Genomic DNA, 14,475 nt, shown 5'->3' on the forward strand with positions numbered 1-14,475 from the left:
CGTAGGCTCGCCCCATGGAGCTGCGCATCTTCACCGAACCCCAGCAGGGCGCGTCGTATGACGACCTCGTGACCATCGCCAAGCATGCCGAGACACTCGGTTTCGGGGCGTTCTTCCGATCCGACCATTACCTGGCCATGGGTGACGGCCCGGGGCTGCCCGGACCGAGCGACGCGTGGATCACGCTGGCCGGCATCGCCCGGGAGACCTCCACGATCCGGCTCGGCACGTTGGTGACCAGCGCGACCTTCCGGCTGCCCGGCGTGCTGGCGATCGAGGTCGCGAACGTCGATGCCATGTCCGGCGGCCGCGTCGACCTCGGACTCGGGGCCGGTTGGTTCGAGCAGGAGCACGCCGCCTACGGCATACCGTTCCCGCCGACCGGGGAGCGTTTCGACCGGCTCGAGGAGCAGCTCGAGGTGATCACCGGGCTGTGGTCGGCAGGCGGCACTTACGCCTTTGACGGCAAGCACTACCAGCTGACCGACAGCCCGGCGTTGCCGAAACCGGTGCAGCGCAACGGTATTGGTGGTGGTGCGCCGATCGTGATCGGCGGCCACGGCAAGAAGCGCACGCCCGCGCTCGCTGCTCGGTATGCCGACGAGTTCAACATGCCGTTCTCCTCGATCGAGGACACCCGCGTGCAGTTCGGCCGAGTGCGTGCTGCGGTCGAGTCGGCCGGTCGTGCCGCGGACTCGATGACCCACTCCGCGGCACAGGTGGTCTGCGTCGGCAGCACCGAGGCGGAGCTGGACCGGCGGGCCGCGGCGATCGGCCGCGACAAGGCGGAGCTGCGGGCGAGCGGTGTCGCCGGCACCCCGGCCGAAGCGATCGACCGGCTCGGTGCGCTCGCGCACGCCGGTGCCGAGCGGGTCTACCTGCAGGTGCTCGACATACAGGACCTGGAGCACCTGGACCTGATAGCAGCGGAGGTCATGCCGCACCTTTCCCGCGAGTGACGGCTTCTTCGCCGAGTGACGGTCCTGTAGCGCCGTCACTCGGCGAAGAAGCCGTCATTCGGCAAAGAAGCTGGACGGTGGGGCGGGCGGGCGGTCAGGCAGCAGTCGGATCCAGCTGCCAGGAGCGCTTGGACAGGCCGTGCCAGAAACCGTCGATGACGGAATGCGAGTCGGAGCCGTCGGCGGAGGCGGCGCCCAGCGCGACATACAGCGGCGCCCAGTGCTCGGTGCGCGGGTGTGCCTGCTGCGCAGCGGGCGCGGTGTGGCCGAAGTCCATCAGGGCATCGAGGTCGCCGGCGGCCATCGTCTCGGCGGCCCAGTGGTCGAACTCGGACATCACCGACGGCGGCGCCGAGTCGGCGCTGGGCTGCATGCAGCTGAGGTTGTGGGTCGTGAAGCCCGACCCGACGATCAGCGTGCCGTCCTCGCGCAGCGGAGCGAGCCTGCGGCCGAGTTCGTAGAGCTGCTGCGGATCGAGCGTCGGCATCGACAGCTGCAGCACCGGTATGTCGGCCTCGGGGAACATCTCGTTCAGTGGCACGTAGGCGCCGTGGTCGAGGCCGCGGCTCTCATCGCGCACCAGCGACTGCCCGGGCGTCGAGATCAGCTTGGCGACGTAGTCGGCCAGGTCGGGGGCGACCGGCGCGTCATACCGGACGTCGTAGTACTTCTGCGGAAAGCCCCAGAAGTCATAGAGCAGCGGGGCGCCCGTCGTGGAGCTGACCGCGATCGGGGCCGACTCCCAGTGCGCGGACACCATCAGGATCCGCTTCGGGCGCGGGAGGCTCTTGCCCCATGCGCCGAGCTCGGCGGTCCATCGAGCATCGTCGGCGAGCGGCGGGGCGCCGTGGCTGAGGAAGAGGACGGGCTGACGATCTGTGCTCATGGACTCCATGGTGCCAGAAACAAATTTAATATTCAACTAGTTTGTGTGATGGGCGCCGCACTTGGCGACCGTGGTGGGTGCTTTCCGGCGGACGTGCTTAGACTCAGCCCCGTTCGCACGTCGAAGCAGTGACGAATCCACTGCACGTCGGACGGGAAGCGAGAAGAGCGAGTGGCGCGGAAGCTTGTCATCGTCGAGTCGCCGGCAAAGGCGAAGAAGATCGGCGGTTATCTGGGGGACGACTACGTCGTCGACGCGAGTGTGGGGCACATCCGGGATCTGCCCAACCCGTCGGAGCTGCCGGCGGAGATGAAGAAGGGCCCGTACGGCAAGTTCGCCGTCAATGTCGATGAGGGGTTCGATCCCTACTATGTCGTCGCCTCGGCCAAGAAGAAGAAGGTCGCCGAGCTCAAGCGCCTGCTGAAGGACAGCGACGAGCTCTACCTCGCAACCGATGAGGACCGCGAGGGCGAGGCCATCGCCTGGCACCTGCTCGAGGTGCTCAAGCCCAAGGTGCCGGTCAAGCGGATGGTCTTCCACGAGATCACCCGCGAGGCGATCCAGCACGCGGCCAACACGACTCGTGACCTGGACGATCACCTCGTCGACGCGCAGGAGACCCGCCGCGTCCTCGACCGGCTCTACGGTTACGAGGTCAGCCCGGTCCTGTGGCGCAAGATCCGCCGCGGCCTGTCCGCCGGCCGCGTGCAGTCGGTCACCACGCGCATGGTCGTCGAGCGCGAACGTGAGCGTATGGCGTTCCGCTCCGCCTCCTACTGGGACGTCGAGGGCGAGTTCGCGCCGGGCAGCAGCACGGCCCAGGCATTCACCGCGAAGCTGACGGCACTCGACGGTGCGCGTGTTGCCACGGGCCGTGATTTCGACGACCGTGGAAACCTCAAGAGCGACAAGGTGTTCCACCTCGACGCAACGCAGGCCAACGCCATCGCCGAGCACGTCGCCGCGGGCGTCGCGACGGTCAGCTCGGTGCAGGAGAAGCCCTACACGCGCCGTCCGAGCGCACCCTTCACGACCAGCACGCTGCAGCAGGAGGCCGGTCGCAAGCTGCGGATGAGCAGCAAGGCGGCGATGAGCGTCGCGCAGCGGCTGTACGAAAACGGCTACATCACCTACATGCGTACCGACTCGATCACCTTGTCCGAGTCGGCGATTCGCGCTGCCCGCGGCCAGGCTCGCGATCTGTATGGCGCCGACTACGTGCCCGACCAGCCGCGCCGCTACCAGGGCAAGGTCAAGAACGCCCAGGAGGCGCACGAGGCGATCCGACCCGCGGGTGACACCTTCCGCACACCGGCCCAGGTCGCCGGTGAGCTGCGCGGCGAGGAGTTCGCGCTCTACGAGCTGATCTGGAAGCGCACGGTCGCCTCCCAGATGGCCGACGCCCGTGGCAGCACCGCGACCGTGAAGCTCACTGTGCCGATTGAGGATTCGGGCGTCGCGAAGCAGTCCGAGTTCACCGCGTCCGGCACGGTCATCACGTTCCGCGGGTTCCTGGCGGCATACGAAGAAGGCCGCGATGTCGAGCGCAACGCCAAGGGTGACGACACCGGCACGCGCCTGCCGAAGCTCAGCGAGGGCGTCTCCCTCGACGTGCTCCGCGCCGAGGCCGAGGGTCACCAGACCAGCCCGCCGCCGCGCTACACCGAGGCCACGCTGGTCAAGGCGATGGAGGAGATGGGCATCGGTCGCCCGTCGACATACGCCTCGATCGTCGGCACCATCCAGGACCGCGGCTACGTCAACAAGCGCGGCACCGCACTGATCCCGACCTGGACCGCGTTCGCCGTGATCCGGTTGCTCGAGGTGCATTTCCCGTCGTTGGTCGACTACGACTTCACCGCTTCGATGGAGGAGGGCCTGGACCGCATCGCGGCCGGCGACGTCGGCCGGGTCGACTGGCTGACCCGCTTCTACTTCGGCGACGGCAACGACCGCGCGCCGGGCCTGCCCGCCGGTGGCCCGGACGGCAACGAGGGCCTGCAGGAGATGGTCGAGCACCTGCCGGAGATCGACGCCCGCGGCATCTCCACCATCGAGATCGGTGACGGCGTCGTCGTCCGCGTCGGACGCTACGGCCCGTATGTCGAAGAGGTCGTGCCCGAGGGCGTCGACGCGAAAACCGGTGAGGTGACATCGGATTCGGCAGAGGCGCCCAAGCCGCGACGCGCCACCATCAACGACGACATCGCTCCGGATGAGATGACCCCGGAGCGGGCACGCGAGTTGCTCGTCTCCGCGGACGACGACGGTCGGGTGCTCGGACAGGACCCTGCCACGGGCCACGACATCATCGCCAGGGCCGGACGGTACGGCCCCTACGTCACCGAGGTGCTGCCTGCCCCGCCGGAGCCGCCCGCGCCCGCGGAGGGCGCCAAGCCCAAGCGCGCCAAGAAGGTGGCCGGCCCGAAACCCAGGACTGCCAGTCTTTTCAAGGACATGGACCTGGCAACGATCGATCTGGACACCGCACTGAAGCTGCTCAGCCTGCCGCGAGTCCTCGGCACGGTCACCGAGGGCGAGGGCGACGAGGCCAAGCAGGTCGAGATCACTGCGCAGAACGGCCGTTACGGGCCCTACCTGAAGAAGGGCACCGACTCGCGGTCGCTCAACACCGAGCAGCAACTCTTCGACATCACGTTGGAAGAAGCGCTGGCGATCTACGCCGAGCCCAAGCGCCGCGGACGGGCCGCCCAGCCGCCGCTGAAGGAGCTCGGCAACGACCCGGTCTCCGCAAAACCGGTCGTGGTCAAGGACGGCCGGTTCGGTCCCTACGTCACCGACGGTGAGACCAACGCGACACTGCGCCGCGGTGATGAGCCTGAGTCCATCACTCCTGAGCGCGGTTTCGAGTTGCTCGCCGAGAAGCGTGCCAAGGGTCCGACCACCCGCAAGCGGGCCGCGAAGAAGACCACGAAGAAGGCCACCGCGAAGAAGACGGCTACCAAGAAGACGGCTGCCAAGAAGTCCACCGCGAAGAAGGCTTCGGCCGCGAAATCGACCGACTGACGCGATTCCGCCATACGACTGTCCGGTTCTAGCTCGCTGCGAGAACCTATACGATTCTGCGGAACCAATCGAGCCGTTCACCCGTCACAGGCTCGATCTTCAGAACGGACACACGGAGGAAAGTCATGTCCAGCAACATGTTTCGCCGCACCATGGTCGGTGCCGTTGCCATCGCAGGTGCCCTGGGACTCGCGGCATGCAACAACGACACCGCGAGTGTGACCACGCCGACCGGTTCGGCGCCGACAGCGGCCACCTCGACCACGGAGGCCGCCCCGTCGACGTCTTCGGAGGCGCCGACCACCGAGGCGTCGACGGCCAGCGAGCCGACGACCAGCGAGGCGACGAGCGAATCCTCCACCGGTGAGTCGTCCAAGCCCGCTGCCGGCGGATCCAAGGACAACACCAAGGTGACGCCGACCGGCACCAAGCTGAAGTTCGGCCAGGTTGCGGTCATCGACGACGAGTCGGACGGCAAGTACAAGCTGAAGGTCAAGTCGATCACGGCCGCGCCGGAGTCGGCATACGCAACGGCCAACCTCAACAAGTCCAACGGCAAGATGTACTACGTCAACTTCGACGTGACGAACCTCGGCGGTGCGAAGTACGGCTTCGAGGCAACTGCGCCCAACCAGTTCTTCCTGAAGCCGGTCTTCGAATCATCGGAGAAGGGTCGCGCCGGCGGCTCTCCCTACCAGGACCTGCCGGGCTGCAAGAAGGCCTCGTATGACGACATTCCCGTCGGTGGCAGTGGCTCCGCCTGCTACTACTACCAGGTGACCGGTCCGGCTCCCACGAAGGTCATGTGGGACACCTACGACGTGGAGATCGTCTGGTCCAAGTAACACCGAGTCGGCGCTCGCCGGCTCTCCGCGCTCACTGGAAGCGGTCACCTCCTCCTGGGAGGTGACCGCTTTCCGTTCATCACCCGAAGTACGACGCGCCGGTGACTGTTCTTCCCCCGCGAGATCGGCAGGACCGTCCAGAACGCCGGGACACCCTTCTCGGCCTGGCGGACCTCAGGGCGTCGGCTGGCCGAAACCGAGCGGTTCGCGGGTGAATCGGTAGGTCGCCCAGTTGAATTGGCGCACCGACCCGTCGTCACGCCGGTGTATGACGAGCCGCTCGCCGCGCTCACGACCGCTCACCGTGCGATAGACATCGGTGCCCTCGGGTTCGAAGATCGACGGCGGGGTGCCGGCCGGCGCGGCGGCGAGCCGTGCGGTCAGCTTGCCCTCGCTGATCGCGAAGGTGAACTCGGCGCCCTCCGAGAACCACTGGCCGACAAGCGGTTTCAGCTCCTCGGGCTCGACCGTGCCGGGCGTCCACGGCTCCGGCAGCTCCGGGTCGTTCACGACGACATACTCACCGAGCTTGATCGCGGTGCCGGCCGGGTCCTTGGAGATCGAGTTGTTCATCAGCACGGCGCCGGTGGTGCCGGACTCGGGCTCGGAGAAGAAGCCGGTGATGCCGCCCGGCATACCGCCGGTGTGGCCGAACCAGATGCGCCCGTCGCGGCGCTCGAGCTCCAGGCCGAGGCCCCATGCGGTGTTCCAGCCCGGGTCGGCTGCGATCTGCGGCTGGCGCATCTCCTCGACCGTGTCGGGGGAGAGGATCTCCTCGTCCGGGTCGAGCAGGAAGCCGTGCCAGCGGATCATGTCGGACAGCGTGCTGGCCAGCGCCCCCGCGGACGCGGTGGTGTTCTTGGCCAGGACCGGCTCCTCCACCGGGACGTCCGTGAACGGCGGGACGTAGTAGAGCCCGACGTATGGCGCCACCCGGCTCAGCGTGGTGCGGCGCAACTCGAGTGGGTCGAGCAGCCGTCGTTGCAACGACTCCTCCCAGCTGCCGCCGTCCAGGCGCGCGACGACCTCGCCGAGCAGCGCGTAGCAGAGGTTGGAGTAGTGCCACCGGTTGTGCGGCCGCAGCACGCGTTCGGCCTCGTTCCAGCCGGAGATCAGGCCCTCGCGGTCGGGGAACTCGAGGGTGTCCCACACGTCGCCGACGGGTTCGCGCTGCATGCCGCTGACATGGGCGAGCATCTCGCGGATCGTCACCCGGGCGTGGGTCGTCTCCGGCACGATCGTGTCGACGGTGTCGTCCAGCGACAGCTTGCCCTCGTCGCGCAACTGCATGATCAGCACGGCGGTGAAGGTCTTGGTGTTGGACGCGACCAGGAACTGCGTGTCGGGCCCGAGCGGCACGCTCGGGTCGGCGAGGTCTGCCTGCCCCACCGCCTCGGACCAGAGCAGCGCGCCGTGCCTGCCGACGCCGGCCACCAGTGCGGGGGTACGGCTGTCGCGCTGTGCCCGGATCGCCTTGGCGGTCAGCACCCGGGCCGTCGAATCGCTGAGGAGGGAAGGGTTTTGCGTCATACACCCAACCTACGGGGGTGGGAGCCGCGTCACGTCGCGAACCGGCTCACGATGGTGCTGTCATCCGGGTCGCCTACGCTTCGGGTTGTGTTCATAGCGTTCGAGGGCGGCGACGGCGCGGGCAAGACGACCCAGATCGAGTTGTTGCGTGCGCGACTGGTCGAGGACGGCCAGGACGTGGTCGTCACCCGCGAGCCGGGTGGCACCGACCTCGGCGCGAGCATCCGGCAGGTGCTGCTGCACGGCGATGCCATCGCCCCGCGTGCGGAGGCGCTGCTCTTCGCCGCCGATCGGGCGCACCATGTGGCAACGGTCGTGCGCCCGGCGCTGCGCCGCGACGCGGCGGTGCTGCAGGACCGTTACATCGACTCGTCGGTGGCCTACCAGGGCGCTGGACGCGAGCTGGATCCTGCTGAGATCAAAAGACTTTCGTTGTGGGCGACCGAGGATCTACTGCCCGATCTCACGGTGCTGCTCGACGTGACGCCGCAGGACGGCCGCTCCCGGCGGGGCGCCGTGCACGACCGGCTGGAGTCCGAGCAGGATGATTTCCACGCCCGGGTGCGCGAGCACTACCTGCAGCTGGCCGCGCAGGATCCGGGCCGTTACCTCGTGGTCGACGCGAGCCTGCCGCGCGAGGAGATCGCGGCGATCGTGGCAGAGCGGGTGGATCGCCTGTGACCGACTATCCAGGTGTATGGCGTGACGTCATCGGCCAGGACCAGGCAGTCGCCACGTTGCGAGCTGCCGTCGCCGACCCGGCCCGTATGACGCATGCCTGGCTGCTGACCGGGCCCCCGGGCTCCGGGCGATCGACTGCCGCGCGTGCCTTCGCGGCCGCTCTGGAATGCCCGCAGGGCGGGTGCGGCGAATGCCACGAGTGCCGCACGGTGCTGGACCGCAGCCACGCCGACGTGACGGTGATGGCGACCGAGGGCCTGTCGATCCAGGTCAAGGACGCCCGCGAGCTCGCAGGTCTCGCACAGCGCCGCCCGAGCATCGGCCGCTGGCGGGTGATCGTCATCGAGGACGCCGACCGCCTCACCGAACGTGCGGCCGACGCGCTGCTCAAGGCGCTCGAGGAGCCGGTGGAGCGCACCGTCTGGCTGTTGTGTGCACCGTCCCTGGAGGACGTCATCATCACCATCCGGTCCAGGTCGCGCCACGTCCGGTTGCGCACGCCACCGGTGGAGGCCGTCGCCAAGCTGCTGACCGAACGGGACGGGATCGACCCCCAGGTCGCGACCTACGCGGCACGGGCAGCCCAGTCACACGTGGGCCTTGCCAAGCGGCTCGCCACGGACCAGTCGGCGCGCGAACGCCGCCGCAAGACCTTGTTGCTCGCCGGACACATCGCCAACCTGGGCGACGCGATGACCGCGGCAGCCGACCTCGCGGCGATCGCCGGTGAGGAGTCCTCCGCGTCGTCCGCCGAGCGCGATGGCGCCGAGAAGGAACGCCTGATGGCGCAGCTCGGTGCCGATCCGTCGGCGCGCACCCAGCCGCCGCATGTGCGCTCGCAGCTGGCCGCGCTGGAGAAGGAGCAGAAGACCCGCGCCACCCGCTTCAGCCGGGACGTCATCGACCGGTCGCTGGTCGACCTGTTGTCGATCTACCGGGATGCTCTGGTGCTGCAGGCCGGTGGAACGGTCGAGTTGATCAACGCCGATCTCGCCGATCAGGTGCAGCACCTGGCCGCGGGCCGGACCAGCGAGCAGCTGCTGCTCGCCATGGACACCATCGGCACCGCGCGGGAGCGGATCGAGGCCAACGTGCCGCCGCTGCTGGCACTGGAAGCCATGACCATCGGGTTGCAGGCGCCGGCGAGCATCCCCGGCTGACGGCTGACGGCTGACGGCTGACGGCTGACGGCTCACAGGTCGCGGCGGCAGCCGAGGAATGACTTCGGAGATCCGGCCGGTGGATCGGTCGGCCCGACCAGCGCGAAGCCGCAATGCTCCAGGACTCGTCGCGATGCCGGGTTCGTCGTGGCGACCTTCGCATGCACGCGACGCACACCACGGCCGACCGCCAGGTCGAGCGCACAGGTGACGCCCCAGGTCGCGATGCCTCGGCCCTGCGCGCGCTCGGCCACGCGGTAGCCGAGCTCGGTCTGCTCCGGCTGGTCGATGTCGAGCAGGTTGACGCGCGCGACGATCTCGCCGGACGCGTCGGTGACGACGCAGAGCAGCGATCGGCCGGAGGTGTTCTCGGCCACGCGCTCGGCGAGGTGCACATCGAAGCGGGTGAAGAAGTCGTCGCCGCGGTCGCCGATGTGCCGGGCGAAGAACTCACGGTTGACGCGCTCGAAAACCTCCAGCGCGCGACGATGCCGGAGGGACAGCAGCTCGAGCCGCAAGCCCCCGGTCGGTTCCGTCATACAGCGAGGGTGCGCGATCCCGTGTGGGCGGGCAACCGATTTCCGGCGCACGAGCAAGTCCACACCGCCAGCCAAGGCGTATGACGTAACGTGCAGCGCATGGTGGTGCGACGGTCCATGGCCGGCCTTGCAAGTGTGACCGTCCTGGGACTGGCCCTGGCCGGGTGCAGTGGTGGATCCGGCGGCGGTGATTCGGCGACGCGATCCTCGGGCGGTGGGCAATCCAGCACGGCCTCGTCCGCCGGGGCATCGGGTGACGCCGCGTCCGGCAGCGCACCTGCCGCGCCGGCCGGTCTCGCGAAGTTCTACGACCAGCAGCTGAAGTGGACCGACTGCGGCGAGGCGAAGTGCGCCGACCTCACCGTCCCGGTCGACTACGCGAAGCCAGGTGGGCCGACCATCAAGCTGGCGATCGACAAGGTGCCGGCGACGGGTCATAAGAAGGGCTCCCTGGTCGTCAATCCGGGCGGGCCGGGAGGCTCCGGCGTCGACTACGCAGCCGCTGCGGCCTCGGGGTATGTCGTGAGCAAGGACGTCCGATCGTCATACGACGTAGTGGGTTTCGACCCTCGCGGGGTGCAGCGTTCGGCGCCGATCACGTGCTACGGCGACGCCCAGATGGACAAGTACCTGGCTGCGGACCCGACCCCGGACGACGCCACGGAGCAGCAGGAAGCGGCGGCCGAGAGCCGCGCCTTCGGCAAGGCCTGTGTCGACAAGACCGGCGACCTGATCAAGCACGTGTCGACCGTCGAGGTCGCCAAGGACATGGACGTGCTGCGTGCCGCCCTCGGCGACGGCAAGCTCAACTACCTCGGTAAGTCCTACGGCACCTTCATCGGCTCGACCTATGCCGATCTCTTCCCGAAGCGCGTCGGTCGCTTCGTGCTGGACGGCGTCGTGCCGCCGGACATCACCGGCACCCAGATGGGGCTTGGCCAGGCCAAGGGATTCGAGCAGGCGACCCGTTCCTACGTGCGTGACTGCGTGGCCCAGAACAACTGCCCGCTCGGCGACAACCTCGACGCCGGTATGACGCGAATCCGCAAGTTCCTCAAGCAAGTTGACGCCAAGCCCCTCAAGGTCACCGGCCAGGGCGACGTCACGAGGCTGACCGAGGGCTGGGCGACGATGGGCATCGCCGAGGCGATGTACGACAAGGGCTCGTGGCCGACACTGACCGATGCGTTCCAGGCGGCCTTCAACGGCAGCGGGGACAAGCTGATGGCGATGGCCGATCAGTATGCCGAGCGCGACAGCGACGGCAGCTACAGCGGCAACATCATGCAGGTGCTCAATGCGGTGAATTGCCTTGACCGCGGCGGCTCCTCGAACCTGGCGACCTACCGCAAGGATGCCAAGACCTTCGCGAAGGTCGCGCCGACCTGGGGGCCGATGCTGGCGTGGGGCGGTCTCGCGTGCGGCGAGTGGCCGGTGAAGGCGACGGGCAAGCCGGAGCGGGTCACGGCCAAGGGCTCCGGGCCGATCCTGGTGGTCGGCACGACCCGCGACCCGGCCACGCCATACGAATGGGCCCAGCGGCTGGCCAAGGAGCTCGACAACGGTCACCTGCTGACGTATGACGGCGACGGGCACACGGCATACAAGCTCGGCTCGTCCTGTGTGGACGGCGTCGTCGACGACTACCTGATCGACGGGAAGGTCCCCGCGAAGGGCAAGACCTGCTGAGTTTGGCCGCGGAGGCGTTCCGCAGCTTCCGCCATGCCGATCGCGCTCTATGGCGCACGTCTGGCACGGCGCTGACAACGGACGCGCTCGCCGCCATGCCGATCGCGTCGTATGGCGCGCTCCTGGCATGGCGCGGGCCGCTCCCGGCGGCCGATTCGGTGTCTTGGCCGACTGCTGCGTATACTCGTCGCGGCCTCCGGCGCACGCCGGGGTCATGCCGCCTTAGCTCAGTCGGTAGAGCGATTCACTCGTAATGAATAGGTCAACGGTTCGATTCCGTTAGGCGGCTCCACCAATGCCCTCGACGTATGTCGGGGGCATTTTCCTTTGCCGGTGCGGTGCCCAGTGCCGGCTCCCGGCGGACGCCTACGACGCACTCGGTGAGCCCGGCCGCTCACCCGTCGTCCCGCCGGCAAGCGCGTCGAGTGCCAGCGTCGCGTAGCGCTCGGCTGCGCGGGCCCGCCGACCTTCCGGCAAGGAGGCGATGGAGCGACCGGCAGCCAGGAGCATGATCAGGTCGTCCATGGTGAAGTCGCTCCGCAGCCGTCCGGTGCGTTGGGCGCGCCGGGCGACCTCAGCGATCATCCGGAGCAGTTGGCGACGATGTGCCGCGATGACGTCGCCCATCGACTCGGTTGCGGTGAGCGCGTCGACCAGGCCCCGGTTGCGGGAGTTGAGCGCGATCAGTCGCCGGACGATGGACGCGAAGGCATTCCAGGCATCTTCGACGGCACGTCCCTCCTCCACGACTCGGCGACAGGTGAGCAGCTCGCCGGCGAAGACCTCGTCGACGAGATCCCTCTTGGTGGGGAATCTCCGGTAGAGCGTGGCCGGCCCGACACCGGCACGTCGGGCGACGTCCCGCATCCCGACCTCGAGACCGTCCCGCGAGAAGAGCTCGCGAGCCGCCTCGACGATCCGGTCCCGATTGTCCTGCGCGTCGGCCCGTAAGGGAGACGATTGCGCGCACATCACTCTCACTCCCTCCAGGCGGACGCCTGCGTCCGTTAACGTGCGACGGTACCGCACATGACGAGGAGCTGAGACGAATGCAGGCAGTGGTCATCCGCGACTTCGGGGATCCCGACGGGATGATCGTGGAGGAGGTGCCCGCACCGCGGCCCGGCCCGGGCCAGGTCGAGGTCGCGGTCGAGGCGATCGGTGTCGGCGGGGTCGACGCGGTCATCCGCCGCGGCACCATCGGCGGCTTCTCCCCGGGTTTCGTTCCCGGCAGCGAGGTGGCGGGCGAGGTCGTCTCGGCCGGCGCGGGCGTCGACCCGGTGTGGATCGGGCGACGCGTCTGGGCGTTCGTCGGCACCAGCGGCGGGTACGCCGAGCGAGCCGTTGCGTATGTCGACGACCTGACCGAGCTTCGGGACGGACTGTCGCCGGTGGACGCCGTCGCTCTCGGCAGCGCGGGCACCGTCGCGCATTTCGCCCTCGCGCATGCGCATTTCGCCGCGGGTGAGCGGGTGCTCGTGCGCGGAGCGGCGGGCAGCATCGGTATCGCTGCCGTCGAACTCGCGACACGAGGTGGTGCGGGCGCCGTCGCGGTGACGACATCGTCGTCGGAGCGTGGTCGCCGCCTGCGGGAGCTGGGCGCGAGTCACGTGCTGGACCGAGCCGGCGTCGGGGAGTCCGCGCCGGAGGACTACGACGTGATCGTGGACATCGTGGGTGGTGCCGACGTGCCGCGTTTCCTGGACAAGCTCGCCCCGAACGGGCGGCTGGTTCTCGTAGGTGCGGTCGCCGGTCTCCCACCGGCAGATTTCGGCATGCGCCTCATCGAGACCTTCCAGGCATCCCGGATGTTTTCGACCTTCAGCCTGAACACCGTGCCGGTGGCCGACCGCAACGCCGTCCGGTCCGATCTACTCGCAGCCGCGACGCGTGGCGAACTGACGCCGGTCGTGCACGACATCTTGACGCTCGCGGAGGCGCCGAAGGCACATCGGGCGATGGATGCCGGCACCGTCTTCGGCCGGATCGTCCTGGTCGGTTGACCTTCGCCATACGGCCGTTGGGGGCGCAGGCGTGGACGGCGCGGTCGTCACATGTCCTTCAGGAGTTTGGTGGTCGTGGTCTTGGCGCGCTTCTCGGCGCGCTTCTCCTTGATGCTCTTGGAGGACTTCTTGGACATCGTGCTTCGTGGCGACTTGTCGCTCATGGTCACTCCCATTGTCGGAAGCCTTGATGGCTCCGTCCTTCCACCGTACGCCGCGCCCGTGTCCGCTGATACCACTCGCCCGTCAGGCTCGGAAAGGCCTCGGCATACCGGGCTTGCCGAGAACGGCGTATGCCGCGTCGACGTCGTCGACGAGCAGCACCTTGTGGTTGTCGTGGTCGCTGTACTGGCCGTGCAGCGTCACGCCGGCGTCGACCAGCGTCGTCATCATCCGCGCCAGAGCACCCGGCGCGTCGGCGTCGAGGTCGACGACCGCGACCGGTGTCACGGTCACATCACGGAAACCGTTGTCGCGCAACGCTTTTGCAGCAAGCTCGCCGTCGGCCACGAGGTAGTGAGCAACACCTGACCACATCCCGCCGCCCTCCATGCCGATCCCGGCGGCGCCCAGCGCGCGTCCGATGTCGTGCAACGACGCGGCGCCGTCCGGCGCGGGAAGTTCGATGTCGAACAGTCAGACCACCTCGACGGTCGGCTCGAGCCGGATCTCGGTGGTCAGCGAGTTGGCGATGTAGCACTGCTCGTGCGCCGTGTGCAGCAACTCATGCACGCGCTCAGCGTCGCCGCCTCGCACGCGGATGTGCGGATGCAGCACGATGCGTGAAATGCGCACTGGTTGCTGATCGTCGGGCATCTCGCCCTCGGCGTCGTCCTCGTAGCTGACCACGTCGAGCTTCGCGCGCGCAGCGACTGCCAGGAAGCTGAGCAACTGGCAGGAGCTCGCGGCCGCGACCAGCAACGCCTCCGGATTCAGTTTCGTGGGATCACCGCGAAATGCCTTGTCCGCGCTCAGTTTCAGGGCACTGTCGTTCGCGGTCACCTCGTGTTCACGGGGATATGAGCGGTAGTCGCTGGTGGACCCGGTCCAGGTCAGGGCGGCGTCATACAGGTGGGTCGTCATACCTGCACCGTATGGCGCAAAGACTTCGGCCCTCGCCGAATGATCATTCGTGCGAGGCGTTTTCGGCCGGATA

At 68.3% G+C, this 14,475-nt stretch carries 13 protein-coding genes and 1 tRNA gene; 8 read left to right on the forward strand and 6 right to left on the reverse strand.

Going from position 1 to position 14,475, the window contains the following annotated elements; genetic code table 11:
- Positions 1–14 precede the first annotated feature (14 nt).
- A complete protein-coding gene (locus VG502_RS21285) occupies positions 15–959 on the forward strand; it encodes an LLM class F420-dependent oxidoreductase (RefSeq protein ID WP_325552322.1) in 945 nt (314 codons plus the stop codon).
- A 94-nt stretch (positions 960–1,053) separates the two neighbouring features.
- Here the strand turns inward: VG502_RS21285 and VG502_RS21290 are convergent, their stop codons facing one another.
- Positions 1,054–1,845, reverse strand: a complete 792-nt coding sequence (locus VG502_RS21290; protein ID WP_325552323.1) for a dioxygenase family protein — start codon at positions 1,843–1,845, stop codon at positions 1,054–1,056.
- Positions 1,846–2,016: 171 nt separating this feature from the next.
- On the opposite strand from VG502_RS21290, the gene topA reads away from it, so the two are divergent.
- Together topA and VG502_RS21300 are read left to right on the forward strand one after the other, a co-directional pair.
- Complete coding sequence (topA, locus tag VG502_RS21295; RefSeq protein ID WP_325552324.1) at positions 2,017–4,872, forward strand: type I DNA topoisomerase; 2,856 nt, start codon at positions 2,017–2,019, stop codon at positions 4,870–4,872.
- Between the two features lie 125 nt (positions 4,873–4,997).
- On the forward strand, positions 4,998–5,717 hold the full coding sequence (locus VG502_RS21300; protein ID WP_325552325.1) for a hypothetical protein: 720 nt from the start codon (positions 4,998–5,000) through the stop codon (positions 5,715–5,717).
- Positions 5,718–5,891: 174 nt separating this feature from the next.
- On the opposite strand, the gene VG502_RS21305 is transcribed toward VG502_RS21300, so the two are convergent.
- Complete coding sequence (locus tag VG502_RS21305) at positions 5,892–7,247, reverse strand: serine hydrolase domain-containing protein (RefSeq protein WP_325552326.1); 1,356 nt, start codon at positions 7,245–7,247, stop codon at positions 5,892–5,894.
- A gap of 51 nt (positions 7,248–7,298) precedes the next feature.
- Here VG502_RS21305 and tmk point away from each other — a divergent pair, with 51 nt between their 5' ends.
- Positions 7,299–7,928 (forward strand): dTMP kinase, encoded by a 630-nt coding sequence (tmk, locus tag VG502_RS21310; RefSeq protein ID WP_325552328.1) that lies wholly within the window; start codon positions 7,299–7,301, stop codon positions 7,926–7,928.
- Positions 7,925–9,088, forward strand: a complete 1,164-nt coding sequence (locus VG502_RS21315) for a DNA polymerase III subunit delta' (RefSeq protein WP_325552329.1) — start codon at positions 7,925–7,927, stop codon at positions 9,086–9,088. Before tmk ends, VG502_RS21315 begins: the two co-directional genes overlap by 4 nt.
- A gap of 32 nt (positions 9,089–9,120) precedes the next feature.
- Here the strand turns inward: VG502_RS21315 and VG502_RS21320 are convergent, their stop codons facing one another.
- Positions 9,121–9,627: a GNAT family N-acetyltransferase gene (locus tag VG502_RS21320; RefSeq protein ID WP_325552331.1), complete on the reverse strand. Its 507-nt coding sequence runs from the start codon at positions 9,625–9,627 to the stop codon at positions 9,121–9,123.
- Positions 9,628–9,726: 99 nt separating this feature from the next.
- Between VG502_RS21320 and VG502_RS21325 the strand changes: the two genes are divergently transcribed.
- Positions 9,727–11,316, forward strand: a complete 1,590-nt coding sequence (locus VG502_RS21325; RefSeq protein ID WP_325552333.1) for an alpha/beta hydrolase — start codon at positions 9,727–9,729, stop codon at positions 11,314–11,316.
- Between the two features lie 216 nt (positions 11,317–11,532).
- Positions 11,533–11,608, forward strand: a tRNA-Thr gene (locus VG502_RS21330).
- A gap of 74 nt (positions 11,609–11,682) precedes the next feature.
- Here the strand turns inward: VG502_RS21330 and VG502_RS21335 are convergent.
- On the reverse strand, positions 11,683–12,288 hold the full coding sequence (locus VG502_RS21335) for a TetR/AcrR family transcriptional regulator (RefSeq protein ID WP_325552462.1): 606 nt from the start codon (positions 12,286–12,288) through the stop codon (positions 11,683–11,685).
- A 77-nt stretch (positions 12,289–12,365) separates the two neighbouring features.
- Here VG502_RS21335 and VG502_RS21340 point away from each other — a divergent pair, with 77 nt between their 5' ends.
- Positions 12,366–13,319 (forward strand): zinc-binding dehydrogenase, encoded by a 954-nt coding sequence (locus tag VG502_RS21340; RefSeq protein WP_325552335.1) that lies wholly within the window; start codon positions 12,366–12,368, stop codon positions 13,317–13,319.
- Positions 13,320–13,565: 246 nt separating this feature from the next.
- On the opposite strand, the gene VG502_RS21345 is transcribed toward VG502_RS21340, so the two are convergent.
- A complete protein-coding gene (locus VG502_RS21345; protein ID WP_325552337.1) occupies positions 13,566–13,913 on the reverse strand; it encodes a hypothetical protein in 348 nt (115 codons plus the stop codon).
- Positions 13,914–13,955: 42 nt separating this feature from the next.
- A complete protein-coding gene (locus VG502_RS21350; protein WP_325552338.1) occupies positions 13,956–14,402 on the reverse strand; it encodes an OsmC family protein in 447 nt (148 codons plus the stop codon).
- Positions 14,403–14,475 lie beyond the last annotated feature (73 nt).

Source organism: Flexivirga sp. (genome assembly GCF_035551235.1).
In the GTDB taxonomy this organism is placed as follows: domain Bacteria; phylum Actinomycetota; class Actinomycetes; order Actinomycetales; family Dermatophilaceae; genus Flexivirga.

Bases quoted from the DNA above. Each gene is read 5' to 3' on its own strand.
- tmk (WP_325552328.1), top strand. From the start codon at position 7,299: ATGGTGCTGTCATCCGGGTCGCCTACGCTTCGGGTTGTGTTCATAGCG.
- VG502_RS21300 (WP_325552325.1), top strand. From the start codon at position 4,998: ATGTCCAGCAACATGTTTCGCCGCACCATGGTCGGTGCCGTTGCCATC.
- VG502_RS21350 (WP_325552338.1), bottom strand. From the start codon at position 14,402: ATGACGACCCACCTGTATGACGCCGCCCTGACCTGGACCGGGTCCACC.
- VG502_RS21335 (WP_325552462.1), bottom strand. From the start codon at position 12,288: ATGTGCGCGCAATCGTCTCCCTTACGGGCCGACGCGCAGGACAATCGG.
- VG502_RS21285 (WP_325552322.1), top strand. From the start codon at position 15: ATGGAGCTGCGCATCTTCACCGAACCCCAGCAGGGCGCGTCGTATGAC.
- VG502_RS21290 (WP_325552323.1), bottom strand. From the start codon at position 1,845: ATGAGCACAGATCGTCAGCCCGTCCTCTTCCTCAGCCACGGCGCCCCG.
- VG502_RS21340 (WP_325552335.1), top strand. From the start codon at position 12,366: ATGCAGGCAGTGGTCATCCGCGACTTCGGGGATCCCGACGGGATGATC.
- VG502_RS21320 (WP_325552331.1), bottom strand. From the start codon at position 9,627: ATGACGGAACCGACCGGGGGCTTGCGGCTCGAGCTGCTGTCCCTCCGG.
- VG502_RS21325 (WP_325552333.1), top strand. From the start codon at position 9,727: ATGGTGGTGCGACGGTCCATGGCCGGCCTTGCAAGTGTGACCGTCCTG.
- VG502_RS21305 (WP_325552326.1), bottom strand. From the start codon at position 7,247: ATGACGCAAAACCCTTCCCTCCTCAGCGATTCGACGGCCCGGGTGCTG.